The organism is Hydrogenophaga intermedia (assembly GCF_023715105.1).
GTDB lineage: Bacteria > Pseudomonadota > Gammaproteobacteria > Burkholderiales > Burkholderiaceae_C > Hydrogenophaga > Hydrogenophaga intermedia_A.
On the sequence record NZ_JAMBNO010000007.1, the window covers coordinates 142,864 to 160,014 of the forward strand.

Annotated in this window: 18 protein-coding genes; 13 read left to right on the plus strand and 5 right to left on the minus strand. The window is 70.1% G+C overall.

Annotation, left to right across the window (positions count from 1 at the left end):
* Positions 1-18: 18 nt before the first annotated feature.
* The gene (locus M3149_RS08400; protein ID WP_251708858.1) at positions 19-714 is read right to left on the minus strand and encodes a haloacid dehalogenase type II; all 696 of its coding nucleotides are present in this window, start codon (positions 712-714) and stop codon (positions 19-21) included.
* Positions 715-823: 109 nt separating this feature from the next.
* On the opposite strand from M3149_RS08400, the gene M3149_RS08405 reads away from it, so the two are divergent.
* Together M3149_RS08405 and M3149_RS08410 are read left to right on the plus strand one after the other, a co-directional pair.
* Positions 824-2,053 (plus strand): CaiB/BaiF CoA transferase family protein, encoded by a 1,230-nt coding sequence (locus tag M3149_RS08405; RefSeq protein WP_251708859.1) that lies wholly within the window; start codon positions 824-826, stop codon positions 2,051-2,053.
* 2 nt (positions 2,054-2,055) lie between these two features.
* Positions 2,056-2,988, plus strand: a complete 933-nt coding sequence (locus M3149_RS08410; protein ID WP_251708860.1) for a LysR family transcriptional regulator — start codon at positions 2,056-2,058, stop codon at positions 2,986-2,988.
* On the opposite strand, the gene M3149_RS08415 is transcribed toward M3149_RS08410, so the two are convergent.
* From M3149_RS08415 to M3149_RS08425, 3 genes are read right to left on the minus strand one after another with little or no spacing between them, the layout of a single operon-like run.
* On the minus strand, positions 2,945-3,712 hold the full coding sequence (locus M3149_RS08415) for a nitrilase-related carbon-nitrogen hydrolase (protein ID WP_251708861.1): 768 nt from the start codon (positions 3,710-3,712) through the stop codon (positions 2,945-2,947). The two genes, M3149_RS08410 and M3149_RS08415, sit on opposite strands and share 44 nt — an antisense overlap.
* Before the next feature lie 4 nt (positions 3,713-3,716).
* Positions 3,717-5,378, minus strand: a complete 1,662-nt coding sequence (locus M3149_RS08420; RefSeq protein WP_285886779.1) for a flavin monoamine oxidase family protein — start codon at positions 5,376-5,378, stop codon at positions 3,717-3,719.
* Between the two features lie 5 nt (positions 5,379-5,383).
* Positions 5,384-6,010 carry a LysE/ArgO family amino acid transporter gene (locus M3149_RS08425; RefSeq protein WP_251708862.1) on the minus strand — a complete coding sequence of 209 codons (627 nt, stop codon included), beginning with the start codon at positions 6,008-6,010 and terminating at the stop codon, positions 5,384-5,386.
* Between the two features lie 103 nt (positions 6,011-6,113).
* Between M3149_RS08425 and argP the strand changes: the two genes are divergently transcribed.
* Positions 6,114-7,037: an HTH-type transcriptional regulator ArgP gene (gene argP / locus M3149_RS08430; protein ID WP_251708863.1), complete on the plus strand. Its 924-nt coding sequence runs from the start codon at positions 6,114-6,116 to the stop codon at positions 7,035-7,037.
* Here argP and M3149_RS08435 read toward each other — a convergent pair.
* A complete protein-coding gene (locus M3149_RS08435; RefSeq protein WP_251708864.1) occupies positions 6,992-7,228 on the minus strand; it encodes a hypothetical protein in 237 nt (78 codons plus the stop codon). The two genes, argP and M3149_RS08435, sit on opposite strands and share 46 nt — an antisense overlap.
* Positions 7,229-7,344: 116 nt before the next feature.
* On the opposite strand from M3149_RS08435, the gene M3149_RS08440 reads away from it, so the two are divergent.
* The 10 genes from M3149_RS08440 (at position 7,345) to M3149_RS08485 (ending at position 17,146) form a co-directional block, all read left to right on the plus strand.
* Positions 7,345-8,262: a LysR family transcriptional regulator gene (locus M3149_RS08440; protein WP_251708865.1), complete on the plus strand. Its 918-nt coding sequence runs from the start codon at positions 7,345-7,347 to the stop codon at positions 8,260-8,262.
* Positions 8,263-8,271: 9 nt separating this feature from the next.
* A complete protein-coding gene (gene argS, locus M3149_RS08445; RefSeq protein ID WP_251708866.1) occupies positions 8,272-9,957 on the plus strand; it encodes an arginine--tRNA ligase in 1,686 nt (561 codons plus the stop codon).
* Positions 9,958-9,972: 15 nt separating this feature from the next.
* Positions 9,973-10,701, plus strand: a complete 729-nt coding sequence (locus tag M3149_RS08450) for an SPOR domain-containing protein (protein ID WP_251708867.1) — start codon at positions 9,973-9,975, stop codon at positions 10,699-10,701.
* Between the two features lie 91 nt (positions 10,702-10,792).
* Complete coding sequence (locus tag M3149_RS08455) at positions 10,793-11,413, plus strand: thiol:disulfide interchange protein DsbA/DsbL (protein WP_251708868.1); 621 nt, start codon at positions 10,793-10,795, stop codon at positions 11,411-11,413.
* Positions 11,414-11,517: 104 nt separating this feature from the next.
* On the plus strand, positions 11,518-12,150 hold the full coding sequence (lptA, locus tag M3149_RS08460; protein ID WP_251708869.1) for a lipopolysaccharide transport periplasmic protein LptA: 633 nt from the start codon (positions 11,518-11,520) through the stop codon (positions 12,148-12,150).
* Between the two features lie 5 nt (positions 12,151-12,155).
* The gene (gene lptB, locus M3149_RS08465; RefSeq protein ID WP_251708870.1) at positions 12,156-12,941 is read left to right on the plus strand and encodes an LPS export ABC transporter ATP-binding protein; all 786 of its coding nucleotides are present in this window, start codon (positions 12,156-12,158) and stop codon (positions 12,939-12,941) included.
* Positions 12,941-14,569 (plus strand): RNA polymerase factor sigma-54, encoded by a 1,629-nt coding sequence (locus M3149_RS08470; RefSeq protein ID WP_251708871.1) that lies wholly within the window; start codon positions 12,941-12,943, stop codon positions 14,567-14,569. Before lptB ends, M3149_RS08470 begins: the two co-directional genes overlap by 1 nt.
* Positions 14,566-15,849 carry a THUMP domain-containing class I SAM-dependent RNA methyltransferase gene (locus M3149_RS08475; protein WP_251708872.1) on the plus strand — a complete coding sequence of 428 codons (1,284 nt, stop codon included), beginning with the start codon at positions 14,566-14,568 and terminating at the stop codon, positions 15,847-15,849. The genes M3149_RS08470 and M3149_RS08475 overlap by 4 nt, the downstream gene beginning before the upstream one ends.
* A gap of 2 nt (positions 15,850-15,851) precedes the next feature.
* Positions 15,852-16,271 (plus strand): putative toxin-antitoxin system toxin component, PIN family, encoded by a 420-nt coding sequence (locus M3149_RS08480; protein WP_251708873.1) that lies wholly within the window; start codon positions 15,852-15,854, stop codon positions 16,269-16,271.
* A complete protein-coding gene (locus M3149_RS08485) occupies positions 16,268-17,146 on the plus strand; it encodes a toxin-antitoxin system YwqK family antitoxin (protein WP_251708874.1) in 879 nt (292 codons plus the stop codon). Before M3149_RS08480 ends, M3149_RS08485 begins: the two co-directional genes overlap by 4 nt.
* Positions 17,147-17,151 lie beyond the last annotated feature (5 nt).

Consider the following 17,151-nt stretch of genomic DNA (forward strand, 5'->3'; position numbering starts at 1 on the left):
CCGTGTGAAGGTGGGGGATCAGAAGAAATCGAGCACCGCGCGCAGGTTGGTGCCGCTGGCGGTGGGTTGGGTGTCGAGCTGTTCGAACGGCAGGTTGGCGCGGTTGATCCACAGGGTCTGGTAGCCGAACCAGGTGGCGCCCAGAACGTCCCAGGCGTTGCTGCTCACGAACAGGATCTGCGCGCGCGCCAGGCCGGTGGCCTGCTCGCCCAACGCGTAGAGCGACGGCGCGATCTTGTATTGGCGCACCGCATCGGCGCTGATGACCGGGTCGATCAGGCTGTCCAGGCCCGCGCTGCGCAGCGCGATGCCCAGCATCTCGGGATCGCCGTTGGACAGGATGCCGGTGGTGATGCCTTGTGAGCGCAGCGCCTGGATCACCTCGCGGTTCTCGGGGTAGGCCGAGAGGTGGCGGTACTGGTTCATGAGGCTGGCCGCCGCGTCGGCGTAGGTGGCCCAGTCGTCCACCGCCTGCGGCACGATGGCCTGGATCGCATAGCGCAATGCGCGCTCGGTGATGTCCCAGAAGCTGAGGTAGCGCGCGGGGTCGCCGCTCATGGTGACGAGGCGCGAATAGTCGATCTGGCGGTCGCGCCAGAGCACGGCCAGCCGCGCGCCGCGGCCCGGGAAGAGTTGTTCCGCGCGCAGGCCCACGCTGTAGACGTCGAACAGCGTGCCGTAGGCGTCGAAAAGCACGGCCTGGGGTTTGGGCATGCCCATACTCTATTGCTGACCTGGGCTGCCATTGATGGCCCATCGGGCCATTTATCCATGACTTTTTTGCGTGTAATCTGCGTGCCTTGACCCCTCGCCTGGAGCCCGCGTGTCCGCCGCCAACCCTGCCACTGACGAATCCCCGCCCACGCTGCCGCTGCACGGCATCCGCGTCGTCGAGTTCACCCACATGGTCATGGGGCCCACCTGCGGCCTGGTGCTGGCCGATCTCGGCGCCGAGGTCATCAAGGTGGAGCCGCCCACGGGCGACAACACGCGTCACCTGCTGGGTTCGGGCGCGGGCTTCTTCCCGCTCTTCAACCGCAGCAAGAAGAGCGTGGTGCTCGACCTGCACAGCGACGAGGGCCGCGCGGCGGCGTTGAAACTCATCGCCACCGCCGACGTGGTGGGCGAGAACTTCAAGCCCTCGACGATGAAGAAGCTGGGTCTGGACTACGCCAGCCTCAAGGACCGCTTTCCGCGCTTGATCTACGTGAGCCACAAGGGCTTCCTGCCCGGGCCCTACGACCACCGCACCGCGCTGGACGAGGTGGTGCAGATGATGGGCGGGCTCGCCTACATGACCGGGCGCCCCGGCGACCCGCTGCGCGCGGGCACCAGCGTCAACGACATCATGGGCGGCATGTTCGGCGCCATCGCGGTGCTGGCCGCCCTGCGCGAGCGCGAGTTCACCGGCCGCGGCCAGGAGGTGCAGAGCGCGCTGTTCGAGAACAACATCTTCCTGGTGGCGCAGCACATGCTGCAGTACGCGGTCACCGGTGTGCCCGCCAACCCCATGCCGCAGCGCATCTCGCCCTGGGGCATCTACGACGTCTTCGAGGTGGCCGAGGGCGAGCAGATTTTCCTGGCGGTGGTGAGCGACACGCAGTGGGCGATCTTCTGCAATGCCATGGGCTGGGACGACTGGAAGGGCGATGAGCGCCTGCGCAGCAACAACGACCGGGTGCGCGCGCGCGACTGGTTGCTGCCCGAGATGCGGCGCCGGGTCGCTGCGCGCAGCAAGCGGGAACTGGCCGAGCTGTTCGAGTCGCACGGTCTGCCGTTCGCGCCGATCACCAGGCCCCACGAGTTGCTCGAAGACCCCCACCTCAAGGCCACCGGCGGGCTGGCGCCGATCACCCTGCCCGACGGCGAACGCGCCGGCCAGACCGTGTCCACCGTGCCATTGCCCTTCACCCTGCACGGCCAGCGCCTGCCCGTGCGCAGCCCGCCAAGGCTGGGCGAGCACAGTGCCGAGGTGTTGCGCGCCCTGGGTTACGACGACGCGGCCATCGAGCGCCTGGGCCGCGCAGCGCCCCGGCCCGCCGGCCAGACCTGAACATGGACAAGCTCAAGCAGCTCGAAACCTTCGTCTCGGTGGCCACGCGCGGCAGCCTCACGGCCGCAGCGCGCGCCGAATCGGTGGCGCCGGCCATCATCGGGCGTCGGCTCGACGCGCTCGAATCGCGCCTGGGCGTGAAGCTGCTGGTGCGCACCACGCGGCGCATTTCGCTCACGCACGAGGGCAGTGCCTTCCTTGAGGACTGCCAGCGCCTGCTGACCGACCTCTCCAACGCCGAGGCCAGCGTGAGCGCGGGCGGCGTCAAGGCCAGCGGCCACCTGCGCATCACCGCCCCCGCGGGTTTCGGCCGGCGCCACGTGGCCCCGCTGGTGCCGCGCTTTCGCGACCTTCACCCGGAGGTCACCATCTCGCTCAACCTGTCGGACCGCGTGGTCGACGTGGCGGGTGAGGGCTACGACTGCGCGGTGCGCGTGGGCGACCTGCCCGACTCATCGCTGGTGAGCGTGCGCCTGGCCGACAACCGCCGTCTCTGCGTGGCCGCGCCCGCCTACCTGCAGCGCCGCGGTACGCCCGCCACGCCGGCCGATCTGGCGCGCCACGACTGCCTTACGCTGTCCAGCGATGCGTCGCAGACGCGTGGCTGGGCGTTCTCCATGCCGGTCGATGGCGGTGAGGCCGGTGCGCGCGAGGTGCACTACCTGCGCCCCGGCGGCCCACTGGACTGCAGCGACGGTCAGGTGCTGCACGAGTGGTGCCTGTCCGGCCTGGGCCTGGCCTGGCGCAGCACCTGGGAGGTGGAGGCCGACATCCAGGCCGGCCGCCTGCAAAGCGTGCTCGACGACTTCGCCGCGCCGCCCAACGGCATCTACGCGCTGTTCCCGCAGCGCAAGCACCTGGCGCTGCGCGTGCGCCTGTGGATCGATTTCCTCAAGCACGAGTACGGGCGGGCGGCGTACTGGGCGGGGCGTTGAGCGGCCGCAGGGCGGCATCCAGCAGGCAGGGCGCGCGCCCGGCCTCCGCGATGCGCGAGCCGTCACCACCGACGGCGGTGCTCAGCCCGTTGTAGACCGTCCCGCCCTCCTGCCCGCAGGCATTCGCATAGGCGATCGCCAGGCCCGACCGCAGCGCCGCGTCGGGCAGGCGGACGTGCTGCACGTCATCGAAGCCCGCCATGTTGGCGGTGGGCACCATCACGGCGTGCGCGCCGCGCGCGGCCAGCGATTGCAGCGGTGCATCGTGCTCCACGTCGAAGCAGATCAGCAGGCCCAGGCGCCAGCCTTGCCAGGCGAACAGCGCGGGTGGGTCCATGCCGGGCGAGAAGCGCTGCGCGTCGCCGTCGCCAAACAGGTGGATCTTGCGGTGAACCGCAAGCACCGTGCCCGAGGCGTCGATGGCGGCGGCGCTGTTGTACGGCAGGGCGCCGGGGTTCGCTTCGGGCCAGCCGGTGACGAGGCCGATGCCTTCTCGCAGTGCGATCGCGCGCACCGCCGCGATCAGCGGCCCGTCCACCGGCTCGGCGCGCGCGGCGATCAGCGCGGGATCGATCAGGTAGCCGGTGAGGAACATCTCCGGCGTGATCAGCCAGTGCGCGCCCTGTGCGGCCGCGTCGCGTGCCACGGTCTGCAGCCGCGTGAGCGCCTCGGCGCTGTCGGCCGGGTGCGGCGTCTGCCACAGCGCCAGGCGCAAGGCGTCCATGGCGTCAATCCGGCAGGGCCACCGGCCCGATGCGGGGATAGGCCTCGCATGGCCCGGGGTTGTCGTCGTGGGCGGTGCCGCCCAACTGGCGCACGATGCCCGCCACCGCGTTGAGCGCGGTCTGCACCGCGCCCTCCACCCAGGCGGGCGTGAAGGACACGTCGTCGCCCGCGAGGAACAGCCCGCGTTCCTGCGCGGGCAGCGCGTCCTGCAGGAAGTGTCCGTACATGCGGTGGTTGTAGCGGTAGTGGCCCGGCAGCGCGCCCTTGAAGGCGCCCAGGAAGTGCGGGTCGGCCTCCCACGACACGCTGATCGGGTCGCCGATGACATGGCTGGCGATGTCCACGTCGGGATAAATCTTCTTCAGTGCCGACAAGGCGAGCTGCACGCGCCGCGATGTCGGGTGCGGCAGCATCTTGAGCGCGTCGCTCATCCAGGCGTAGCTCAGGCAGATCACGCCGGGTTGGTCGGGCCCGTTGTCGAACAGGTAGGTGCCGCGCGTGAGGCGGTCGGTGAGCGTCATGCCCATCACCGGCCAACCGTCGGCGCGCAGATCGTTCCAGAGCGGCCGGTCGACCATCACGAAGGTCTTGGACGACTGCATGTAGCGCGTGCGGTCCAGCGCCATCCACAGCTTGTGCGACAGCAGCGACTCCTCGACCGCGATCTGCGTGGTGAGCAGCCAGCTCTGGCAGGTGACCAGCACCGCGGCGTAGCGGCGGGTGTTGCCGAGCACGTCGGTCACCGCCAGGCGGCCATCGGGTGCGCGCGCGATCGCCGCCACACCGGGCCGGGGTGCGCCGCCGTGCAGCTGCGCGAGCGAGGTGCCCGCGCCCCAGTGCTGCATCGCGCGCGCCGCTGGCGCGTGTTGCCACAGGCCCTGCGGCACCTGCTGCACGCCGCCCACCACGAGGTGCTGGTCTTCGTCGCAACCCGTGAGCACCACGCGCAGGATCTCCAGCATCGAGTTGGGGAAGTCGGAATCCCAGCCGCCGGTGCCAAAGCCAACCTGGCCGAACACCTCGCGGTGGTGGAACGAGAGCCGCTGGAACGCGCTGGACTGCGCGACGAAGTCGTAGAAGGTGCGGTCGTCCCAGAGCGGTACCAGCCGGTCCCACAGCGCCTTCAGGCGCGGCACGTCGCGCTCGCGCAGGGCGTCCTGCAGTTCGCCGAAACCGGCGCCTTCTTCGAGCGCGCTGGCCCAGGCGTCAGCCACCTCACGAAACAGCGGCGGCAGATCTGCCAGCGTGCGCGCGCGGTGCGTGCAGCCCTCGAGGTCGATCACCGTGCAGCCGGCCGCGGGCGTCAACGGGTTGGGGAAGGGCCGGGTCTGCAGCCCGAGTTGGTGCACGTAGTGGAAGAAGGCCGTGCCCGAGCGCGGAAAGCGCATGCCGCCCAGCTCGGCCACCACCCCGTGACCGCCTTCAAAGGCCTGCGAGCGCAAGCGCCCGCCCAGGCGCGAGGCCTCATAGACGACAGGCCTGAGGCCCAGCCTCATGAGCTCGTGCGCGGCGGTCATGCCCGCCATGCCCGCGCCCACGATGGCCACCTCGGTGCCGTGCAGGTCGCGCGGCAGGCGGCCCAGGCCCGCGGGGTGGCGCAGCCAGTCGTCGAAGGCGAAGGGGAAGTCGGGGCCGAAGACGGTGACGGGTTGGTTCGATGCCATGGTGCTCAGAAGAGGGACAGCAGCAGCCACAAGGCCGTGCCCCACATCATGAGCGCCACCAGGCCATCCAGCACACGCCACAGGTGCAGCGAGTTCAGGCGCCGGCCCATCCAGAAGGCGGCCGCGCCGAAGCCCACGAACCAGATCAGCGAGCCGGTGGCCGCACCCAGGCCGAACACCTGGCTGGCCGGGCCATAGGCCAGCGAGGCGGTGCCGATCAGCACCGCGGTGTCGAGCCAGGCATGCGGGTTGAGCCAGGAAAACGCCAGGGCCGAGAAGACGGCCTGCTTGCGGGTGCTGGGCGCCGGCGGCGTCGGCTGACCCTCGGGTGTGCGTGCCTGAGGCGAGCGAAACCGTTGGAAGGCCTGCCAGCCGTAGACCGAGAGGAACAGCACGCCGGCGCCGATGAGCGCGCCCTGCAGCTTGTCCGAGAGCCCGCCCAGTTGCGCCAGGCCCAGTACGCCGAGGGCGATCAGGCCGACATCGGACAGCGCACACACCGCCACCGTGAGCCACAGGTGCTGGCGCTGCAGGCCCATGCGCAGCACGTGCGCGTTCTGTGGGCCGATGGCCATGATCAGCGACAGGCTCAGCAGCATGCCGGCGGAGAAGACGGGAAAGCTCAGGGTCATGTCGGACTCGCGGTTCTGGGGTGACAGCGGAGCGCATGGTGCCGCAATTCGGGCTGTTGTTTAATAGAGTTGATGCGAATTCGATTCACTCAAGCCAGACTTAATGATCGATCCGCGCCATCTCGATGCACTGGCCGCCGTGGTGGAGCATGGGGGCTTCGGCCCGGCCGCGCAGGCCTTGAAGCTCACCCTTGCGGCCGTGTCGCTGCGCATCAAGTCGCTGGAAGACCAGCTGGGCCAGCGCCTGCTGGTGCGTGGCAAGCGCGTGCGCGCCACGCCTGCGGGGCAGGCGCTGCTGGGCCACGTCAAGCAGGTGCGCATGATGGAGGCCGACCTGCTGGCCGGTCTGCGTGGCGGCGAGGCGCGCGCGGGCGAGCGCTGGCAGAGCCTGTCGGTGGCAATCAACGCCGATTCGGTGTCCAGCTGGTTCCTGCCCGGTGTGGCGCCGCTGCTGGCGCGCCACCGCCTGCTGGTGGAAATCGTGATCGACGACCAGGACCACACGCACGACGCCTTGAAGAGCGGTGACGTGCTGGGCTGCGTCACCACCCGTGCCGACGCGATGCGCGGCTGCGTGGCCGAGCCGCTGGGCGTGATGCGTTATCACTGCGTGGCCACCGCCGCCGTGGCGCAGCGCTGCCGAACGCCACGCGGGGCGGTGTCGCCGCACAAGCTGCTGGCACAGCCCGCGGTCATCTTCAACCGCAAGGACGCGCTGCAGGACGCCTTTCTGGCGCAGCACATCGGCCTGCGCCAGCCGGCCTACCCGCGCCACTACGTGCCCGCGGTGGAGGCCTTCGAGACCGCGATCGGCCTTGGCCTGGGCTGGGGCATGGTGCCCGAGCAGCACCTGCCCAAACACCCCGCGCTGGTCGAGCTGCTGCCTGGCGCCACGGTGGATGTGGCCTTGTATTGGCAGCACTGGGCGCACGAGCCGCCCTCGGCGCAGCGGCTTACCGCGGCGGTGAGGGCAGCGGCCGCTCAGCGGCTGGCACCCATGCCCTCCGCCGCCCCCGCGGCGGCGTGAGCCGCGCTGGCGCCGGCGCGGTGCCGCAGTCGCGCCTGCAGCCGCTGCCTGCTGCGCGCCAGGCGCGCGGCGGCGTCGAGCTGCAACCGGGCCCAGACCGCGTCCGCGCCGCGCCAGAAGTCCGCCATGGCCTCGCGGCGCAGGGCGTGCGCCCGCGCCTCATGCCGGGTCAAGGAAGGGTCGTTGTGCATGGCATCGCTCCGCTGGTTGGGCTGTGGGTGAACTCTAGAAACAACACCAAATGCCCGAAACCGCATGAAATGCCAATGGCTTTTGCAGAAACTGCAAAACCCGCACAATCCGTTCGATGAAGCTGGACCTGGACGATGCCGAGCTGTTCCTGCGCGTGGCCGAACTCGGCTCGCTGTCGGCCGCCGCGCGCGAGCGCGATCTGCCCGTGAGCCAGGTCTCGCGCGCGCTGGCGCGACTCGAGTCGCGCTGCGGCGCGCGGCTGATGCACCGCACCACCCACAGCCTGAGCCTCACCGACGAGGGCGACACCTTCGCCGCCCACGCGCGGCGCCTGATCGACACGCGCGACGAACTGGCCGGCGCCTTCAGCCGCCACCGCGGCGGCCCCAGCGGCTGGGTGCGCGTGAGCGTGAGCCCGGTGCTGGCCGAGACCGTGATCGCACCCAGCCTGCCTGCGCTGTACCAGCGCCACCCGCAACTGCAGGTGGAGGTGATGGCCGACGACCGCATGAGCGACATGGCGCGCGATGGCGTGGACATCGCGATCCGCACCGGCGCGCACCAGAGCGAGCAGCTTGTGGCGCTGCCGCTGGCCGAGTTCGGGCGGCGCCTGTGCGCCGCGCCAGCTTACCTCGCGCAGTGGGGCATGCCGCAACACCCCGACGAGCTCGGGCAGCACCGGCTCATCACGCACAGCGCCAACCCGGCGCTCAACCGCTGGCCCTACGCCGCCGGCCGTGGCTTTGCGCGCGGCGCGGTGCTGCTGGCGCGGGGCCACACACGCAGCGACAACTCGGCCATCACCATGGCGCTCGCCCTCCAGGGCGTGGGCATCGCGCGGCTCAATGACCTGCTTTCACGCGAGCACCTGGCCCGCGGCGCGCTGGTGCCCGTGCTGGACGACTGGTTCGACCGCAGCCGCGTGCCGATCTACGCGGTGATGCTGCCCGAGCGCCACCGCTTGCCCAAGCTGCGCGCCTGCATTGACCACTGGCGCGCGTGGCTCACCGGGCACGAACAGGCCGCCACCTAAAATCCCCCGATGCTCCAGATCCAACAAGACCTGCTCTCGGCCCTGCGCGACGAGCTGGAAAAGCTCAGCCCCGGTGCGGGCGACAAGGCCGCGTTCGAATCGCCCAAGGTGGCTGCGCACGGCGACTACGCCGTCACCGCGGCCATGCAGCTGGCCAAGCCGCTCAAGCTCAACCCGCGTGCCGTGGGTGAACAGTTGCGCGCGGGGCTGCTCGCCCAACCCGCTTTCGGGCGCTGGGTGGAGGCGATCGAGATCGCCGGCCCGGGCTTCATCAACATCCGCCTCAAACCCGAGGCGAAGCAGCAGGTGGTGCGCGACGTGCTGCAGGCCGGTGCGGCCTACGGGCGCCAGCCCGAAAGAACAGTGGAGCAGGGCCAGCGCCTGATGGTCGAGTTCGTCTCGGCCAACCCCACCGGCCCGCTGCACGTGGGCCATGGCCGACAGGCCGCGCTCGGCGACGCGATCTGCAACCTGTACGAAACGCAGGGCTGGCGCGTGCACCGCGAGTTCTACTACAACGACGCGGGCGTGCAGATCAACACGCTGGCCACCTCCACGCAGCTGCGCGCGCGCGGCGTGAAACCCGGCGATGCTGGCTGGCCCGAGGCGGCCTACAACGGCGACTACATCCAGGACATCGCCAATGACTTCCTCGCGAAGAAGACCGTCAAGGCCGACGACCGCGAATTCACCGCCAGCGGCGACCCGGACGACCTCGACGGCATTCGCGAGTTTGCCGTCGCCTACCTGCGCCACGAGCAAGATCTCGACCTGCAGGCCTTTGCCGTCAAGTTCGACCACTACTACCTCGAGTCGAGCCTGTACACCAGCGGGCGCGTGGAGGCCGCGGTGAACAGGCTCATCGCCAACGGCAAGACCTACGAGCAGGACGGTGCGCTGTGGTTGCGCAGCACCGACTACGGCGACGACAAGGACCGCGTGATGCGCAAGTCCGACGGCTCGTACACCTACTTCGTGCCCGACGTGGCCTACCACATCGCCAAGTGGGAGCGCGGCTTCGGCAAGGTCATCAACATCCAGGGCACCGACCACCACGGCACCATCGCGCGCGTGCGCGCCGGCCTGCAGGCCGCCGACGTCGGCATTCCCCCCGGCTACCCCGACTACGTGCTGCACACCATGGTGCGCGTGGTGCGCGGCGGGCAGGAAGTGAAGATCAGCAAGCGCGCGGGCAGCTACGTCACGCTGCGCGACCTGATCGACTGGACCAGCAAGGACGCGGTGCGCTTCTTCCTCCTCAGCCGCAAGCCCGACACCGAGTACACCTTCGACGTCGACCTTGCGATCCAGCAGAACAACGACAACCCGGTCTACTACGTGCAGTACGCGCATGCACGCATCTGCTCGGTGCTCGCCGGCTGGGGCGGCGATGTCGCCACGCTCGCCGATGCCGACCTTGCGCCGCTGGACACAACTGCCGCGCAGGCGCTGATGCGCCAGCTCGCGAAGTACCCCGAAATGCTCACGGGTGCCGCACGAGACTTCGCGCCGCACGACGTGAGCTTCTACCTGCGTGAACTGGCAGCCAGTTACCACAGTTACTACGACGCCGAGCGCATCCTGGTCGATGATGAGCGTGTGAAGCGCGCACGTCTGGCGCTGGTCGCTGCCACCGCGCAGGTGCTGCACAATGGTCTGGCCGTGCTGGGCGTGAGCGCCCCGCAGAAGATGTAAAGGCCCCCGAGCCCCATGACGAAAAAGTCCTCCTCCCAATCCCGCAGCAGCAGCCTGGGCGGCACCCTCATCGGCTTTGCCGTCGGCCTGCTCGTGGGCCTGGCCGCGGCCCTCGCGGTCGCGGTCTATGTCACGCGCGTGCCGGTGCCCTTCGTCGACCGCGGCCTCTCGCGCAGCGCCGAGGACGACGCCAAGGAGGCCGAACGCAACAAAGGCTGGAACCCGAACCGCGCGATCAGCGGCGCACCCGCCGCGGGTACCGCACCGCCCGCAGCGGCGGCCACGCCGGGCAGCGAAGGCGCCATTTCCGTGCCGCCCGCCGATGGCCGCACGTTGCCGCCGGCGGGTGCTGCCGCGAAGGACCCGATCGGGGACCTCGTGAATTCCCGCCTTGGTCAGCCCGGTGCCGCACCTGCCCCCGCCGCGGGCAGCAGCACCACGGCTGCGGCGAGGCCAGGCGCTGCCGCCCCCGCTGCCCCGGCGGCCGAGCCCGCCGTGGGTGCCGACCCCTTCACCTACTTCGTGCAGGCCGGCGCCTTCCGCAACCCCGACGAAGCCGAGGCCCAGCGCGCGCGGCTGGCCATGCTGGGCATCAGCGCCAACATCGACGAGCGCGAACAGAGCGGGCGCACCGTGTACCGCGTTCGCGTGGGCCCGTTCGCGCAGAAGGCGCTGGCCGACCTCACCATCGAGCAACTGCAGGTCAACAAGGTCGATGCCGCGCTGGTGCGCGTGCAACGCTGATCAGACCGGCGTGCCGCTGCGGCGGCCCGCGGGAACTTTCCCCGTGGGTCACCGCCCAATCGCCCAGATTCACTGACGGAGCTGCCCTCTCATGTACCGCCGCGATTTCACCCTGTCCCTGTTGGCCGCTGGCACTGCCCTGCCTGCGTTTGCCCAGCGCGTGGCGCCTCGCGAGGGCGTCGAGTACCAGCGCCTGCCCAAGCCCGCGCCGGTCGAGGCGCCGGCCGGCAAGATCGAGGTGATCGAGTTCTTCGCCTACTCCTGCATCCACTGCTACAACTTCGAGCCGCTGCTCGAAGACTGGGAGAAGCGCAAGCCGGCCGACGTGGTGCTGCGCCGCACGCCGGTGGCCTTCTCGCCCGCATTCGAGCCGATGCAGCGTCTGTACTACACGCTCGAAAGCATGAATCTGCTCGAGCGACTGCACGGCGCCGTGTTCAAGGCGATCCACGCCGATCGCCTGCCGCTCACCACGTCGGGTCCTATCACCGAGTGGGTGGTGCGCCAGGGCGTGGACCGCGCGAAGTTCAGCGAGGTGTTCAACAGCGGCGCCACCGCCACCAAGGCGCGCCGTGCCGCGGCGCTGCAGGACGCCTACGCCATTGAAGGCACGCCTGCGCTGGGCATTGCCGGGCGCTTCACCGTGCCGGGCCAGGGCCCCAACACGCTGGTGGTCGCCAACGCGCTGATCGCCGAAGCGCGCAAGGGCTGACGCCGCCGCCCGTCTGGGCGAAAAAACTTCACCGAAGCCCGGTGACCGAGGGTGTCGGGCGCGGCGGCGTGTTTAGAATGGCATGCAAGTTTCGTGCCCTCCAAATGCGCCCCACCCTTAGTCCCTCTCTCCTTCTGGCCGTCGTGCTGGGCATGGCCCTGGCGCTGAGCGCCGGTGGGCTGCGCGCCGAACAGGCCGACCGGCTCAAGCCCCTCAACGCCGAGGCCGACAACCTGCGCTATGACGATGCGCGCCAGATCAGCGTGTTCACCGGCAACGTCGTCATCACCAAGGGCACCATCGTGATCCGCGGGGCGCAGGTCGAGGTGCGGCAGGACCCGCAAGGCCACCAGTTCGGCATCGTGCAGGGCAGCCCCGGCTACTTCAAGCAAAAGCGCGAGGGCGTCAACGAATTCATCGAAGGCGAGGCGAGCCGTATCGAGTACGACAGCCGCGCCGACACGGTCCGCTTCATCGGCGACGCCGTGCTGCGCCGCTACCTCGGTACCCAGCTCAACGACGAAACCCGCGGCAGCGTGATCGTCTACGACAACCGCAGCGAGGTCTTCACCGTCGACGGCAACCCCGCGGCCGGCAGCGCCGGGAATCCGGGCGGTCGCGTGCGCGCCACGCTCACGCCCGTGCCGCGCGAGGGCGAGGCGGGTGCCACGCCGCCACCGCCTGCCACCGGCACGCCGTTGCGCCCGTCGGGCACCCTCGGCGGGAGCCGCCCGTGACCCGCATGGCGCCTGCCGCCGACTTTGCCGCCACCCAGGCAATCGCCGGGGTCAGCCGTCTGGTCGCGCGCGGGCTCAAGAAGTCCTACGGCAGCCGCCTGGTCGTCAAGGACGTCTCGCTCGCGGTCGACAAGGGCGAGGTGGTGGGCCTGCTCGGGCCCAACGGCGCGGGCAAGACCACCTCGTTCTACATGCTCGTGGGCCTGCTGCGCGCCGACGGCGGGCAGATCCTGCTCGACGGCCAGTCCATCGAACGGCTGCCGATCCACCGGCGCGCACGGCTCGGGCTGGGCTACCTGCCGCAGGAAGCCTCGATCTTCCGCAAACTCACCGTGGCACAGAACGTGCGCGCGGTGCTCGAGCTGCAGGAGGACGAACAGGGCCGCCCGCTGACCACCGCAGCCATCGACGAGCGCCTGGACACGCTGCTGCGCGACCTGCACGTCGAACACCTGCGCGATTCGCCTGCGCCCGCGTTGTCGGGCGGTGAGCGCCGCCGCGTGGAGATTGCCCGCGCGCTGGCCACCAACCCGCGCTTCATCCTGCTCGATGAGCCTTTCGCCGGCATCGACCCGATCGCGGTGATCGAGATCCAGCGCATCATCGGCTTTCTCAAGTCGCGCGGCATCGGCGTGCTCATCACCGATCACAACGTGCGCGAGACCCTGGGCATCTGCGACCGCGCCTACATCATCAACGACGGCCACGTGCTCACCAGCGGCACGCCGTCGGAGATCGTCGAGAACGCGGACGTGCGCCGCGTCTACCTCGGCGAACACTTCAGGATGTGATGAAACCCGCTCTGTCGCTCCGGGTTTCACAGCACCTGGCGCTCACGCCCCAGTTGCAGCAGTCCATCCGCCTGTTGCAGCTCTCGACGCTGGAGATGGCGCAGGAGGTCGAGCAGATGCTCGACGAGAACCCGTTCCTCGAACGCGCCGACGACGGCAGTGAGCGCGAGGTGTTCGGCGAGGTCGCCAGCGCCGACGCACCGGTGAGCGCGGGTGAGCAGATCGTGGAAGCCACCACGCCCGTTGCGTGCAGCGGCACCGCCGACAGCGGTGAAGCGGGGCAAGGGGCCGATGGCGTGGACGGCGGCGACGGCGATGGGCTGGAAGCGCGTCTGGACGGCGCCAGCCCGATCGAAGAAAGCTGGGAGGGCGATGGCTCGGTGGAGATCGCGCCCGACGACAGCGAATGGGGCGGCGACGCGCCCGCACGCCACAGTGGCAGCGGCGATGACGACGAGACCGCCAGCGCCGCTGATCTCGCGCGTGCGCAGGTCTCGCTGCAGGACCACCTGCACGAGCAGGCGCGCTGCCTGCGGCTCAACGACGAGGACCGGGCCGCGCTGTACTTCCTCATCGAATCGCTCGACGACGACGGCTATCTCGAAGACAGCCTGGAGGCGCTGGCACTGTCGTTCCTGCGCCTGCAGGGTGTGGCCGAGCCCGACGGGGAGTCCGCACTGGAACAGCGCGAGACCGCGGGACAACGTTTGCGCACCGCCCTGCAATGGCTGCAGCACATGGACCCGCCCGGTGTCGGCGCGCGCGACCTGTCCGAGTGCCTTCGGCTGCAGATCCTGGAGCTGCGCAACACGCCCGTGGCGCGCGCCGCGCTCGCCCTGTGCGCGCAGCCGCTGGAGCTGGTGGCCAAGCGCGACGTACGCAAGCTCTGCAGCGCCTGCCGTCTCGACGAGGAGACGGTGCGCGCCGCGCTTGCGCTCATCGCGCGCCTGGAGCCCAAACCCGGGCGCCGCTTCGTCGACGTCGAGCGCAACGTGGTGGTGCCCGACGTCATCGTCACGCGCGCCGGCCGTGGCTTCAAGGTGGTGCTCAACCCCGACGTGATGCCGCGCCTGCGCGTGCACGACGTGTATGCCAACGCCTTGCGTCAGAACCGCGGCGTGCGCGACGGCGGTGAAGGCGGCCACGCCGCCATGCAGCAACGGCTGCAGGAGGCGCGCTGGTTCATCAAGAACATCCAGCAGCGCTTCGACACCATCCTGCGCGTCTCCAGCGCCATCGTGGAGCGCCAGCGCAACTTCTTCATGCACGGCGAACTGGCCATGCGCCCGCTGGTGCTGCGCGAGATCGCCGACGAACTCGGCCTGCACGAATCGACCATCAGCCGTGTGACCACCGCCAAGTACATGGCCACACCCTTCGGCACCTACGAGCTCAAGTACTTCTTTGGCTCATCGCTCGGCACCGAGACCGGGGGCAATGCTTCCAGCACTGCGGTGCGCGCGCTGCTCAAGCAGTTCATCGCGTCCGAGGAGCCCGGCAAGCCGCTGTCCGACAACCAGCTCTCGGACCTGCTCAAGGAGCAGGGCATCGAGTGCGCGCGCCGCACTGTGGCCAAGTACCGCGAGGCCATGCGCATTGCGCCCGCGAACCTGCGCAAATCGCTTTGAACCAACTCCATCTGTTCCTTCCCTGCGCCGCCGGCGTCGAGGATTTCCTGGCCGATGAGGCACAGCGCATCACCGGGGTGCCAGCGCTGCAGCGTTCACGCGGCGGTGTCACGCTCGAGGCCTCGTGGCGCGACGCGCTCAAACTCAACCTCTACAGCCGGCTTGCGCAACGCGTGCTGGTGCGCCTGTGGCACGGCCCCTACCGCAGCGAGGACGACCTGTACCGCGCTGCGACCGACGTGGCCTGGGAGATCTGGTTCACGCCGAAACAGACCATCAAGGTCGAGCTCACCGCGCAGCACAGCCCGCTGCAGAGCCTGAACTTCGCCGCCCTGAAGATCAAGGACGCCGTGTGCGACCGCTTTCGGGACAAGCGTGGCGAGCGCCCCAGCGTGGACACGCAGCGCCCCGACGTGCGCCTGTTCGCTCACCTCACGGCCGAGACGCTCACGCTCTACATCGACACCACTGGCGAGCCGCTGTTCAAGCGTGGCTGGCGCGAGGACAAGGGCGACGCACCGCTGAAGGAAACCCTGGCCGCCGCCATGATCGCCGCCACCGGCTGGGACACGCTCGCGCGCGAGGCCGCCACGCTGGCCGACATCCCGCCGCTGGTCGACCCGTGCTGCGGCAGTGGCACGGTGCCGATCGAGGCGGCGCAGATCGCGCTCAACATCGCACCCGGCGGCGAGCGCCGCTTCGCGTTCGAGAAGCTGCTGCCCTACCAGCCGCACGTCTGGTACGCGCTGCACGACGAGGCGCGCCAGGCCGAGCGGCCCTGGCCCGAGGGCCACCCACCGATCGTGTTCGGCAGCGACGTGTCGTTCCGCATGGTCGACTTCGCGCAACGCAATGCCGCGCGCGCCCACGTGGCCCAGGCCATCGAGCTGCGCGGCGGCGACGCACTGCAGCGCACGCCACCCACAGCGCGCGCGGGCGTGTTGCTGCTCAACCCGCCCTATGGCGAGCGCATCGCTGCGGCCGGTGTGGCCGGCCGCAATGCGGCCGAGCGCGCGCGCACCTTCACCGTGGGCCGGGAGCAGGCGCGCAGCGACGACGGCGAGACCGCCGACGCCTTCTTCGAGCGCCTGGCCGCGCACTGGAAGACGCACTACGCAGGCTGGAGTGCCTGGTTGCTCACGCCCGACCTCAAGCTGCCCGGGCGCATGCGGCTCAAGGAGTCGCGCCGCGTGCCGTTGTGGAACGGCCCGATCGAATGCCGGTTGTTCCGCTTCGATCTCACCGCGCGCAAGCCGCGCACCGAGAACAACGAGGCCTGATCGTGAACGCGGTCGTGATCGACACCAACGTCGTGCTCGACCTCTTCGTGTTCGACGACCCGGCCTGCGTGGCCTGGCACGCCGCGCTGCGCGAGGGCCGCGCCACGTGGCTGGCCAGCGAGGCCATGCGCGACGAGTTGCAGCGCGTGCTCGATTACCCCCACATTGCACACCGCCTCGGCGCGGCCGGCGCGACCGCCGTGCTCGAGGCCTTCGACCGCCACGCCCGCCGCGTCGAACCCGCGCCCAAGGCCACCTTCACCTGCCGCGACCCGGATGACCAGCGTTTCATCGACCTCGCCGTGGCGCACAACGCGCTGCTGCTGAGCAAGGACGCTCAGGTGCTGGCGCTTGCACGACGGCTCGCGCGCATTGGCGTGCGCGTGGGCCCGCCGTCCGTTCTGTCGGAGCTTGCTGCATGAAGACGACCCTGACCATGCTCGCCGTGTTGGCGTTGACCGCCCCCGCCGCAGCCGATGAACTTCGCTGCAGTGCGCCCGGCCCCGGTGGCCTGCAGCGCTGCAGCGCGCCCGACGGCAGCACGATCGAGCGCGTGATGACGGCCGACGGTCGCCGCGCCTCGGTGCTGCTGCGCCGCTGGCCCGATGGCAGCCTGGCCGAGCTGCGTTGCGCGCCGGCGAGCCTGCTCGCCGCCGATCGCGAGCCCTGCGGCCACGACGGCCAGGTGCGCGAGACCACCTTGTTCCGCGAGCCCGGTAAACCCTTCGGCACGGTGAGCCACCAACGCGGCGTGATGCTGCGTCAGACCATCGTGAATCCGCAGGGCGGGCTGGTGCGCAGCGAGGAGTTCATCGACCGCAACGACGCGCCCGACCGGCGCATCAAGCGCGTGTACTACCCGTCCGGGCGCCTGCGGCACGAGATCGACCTCGTCGAACCCGCCCCGCAGGACTACCGGGGGCGCGAGGGCACGGGCCGCGAATTCGCCGAGTCGGGCCAGATCACGCAGGAGGTTGAGTGGGCCGAGGGCCGCGAGCGGCGCATCCGCCAGTGGTACCTCGACGGCCAGCTCAAGCTCGATCAGTCGGTGCGCCGCCTGGGCCGCGACGAATTGCGCGAGACGCGCAGCTTCTATGAAGACGGCTCGCCGGCCGCCGTGAACCGTGAACGCAACGGCCGCTTGTTCGGCTGGCAGCAGTACCACGCGCGCGGCGGAACCCTGCAGCGCGAGGACGAGCACGGCGAGCGCGGTGTGCTGCTGCAGCGCCGCTTCTACGACGAGCGTGGCCGCCTGCAGCGCACCGAGCGCGTGAACAGCGACGACGCCCGCACCTGAGCCGG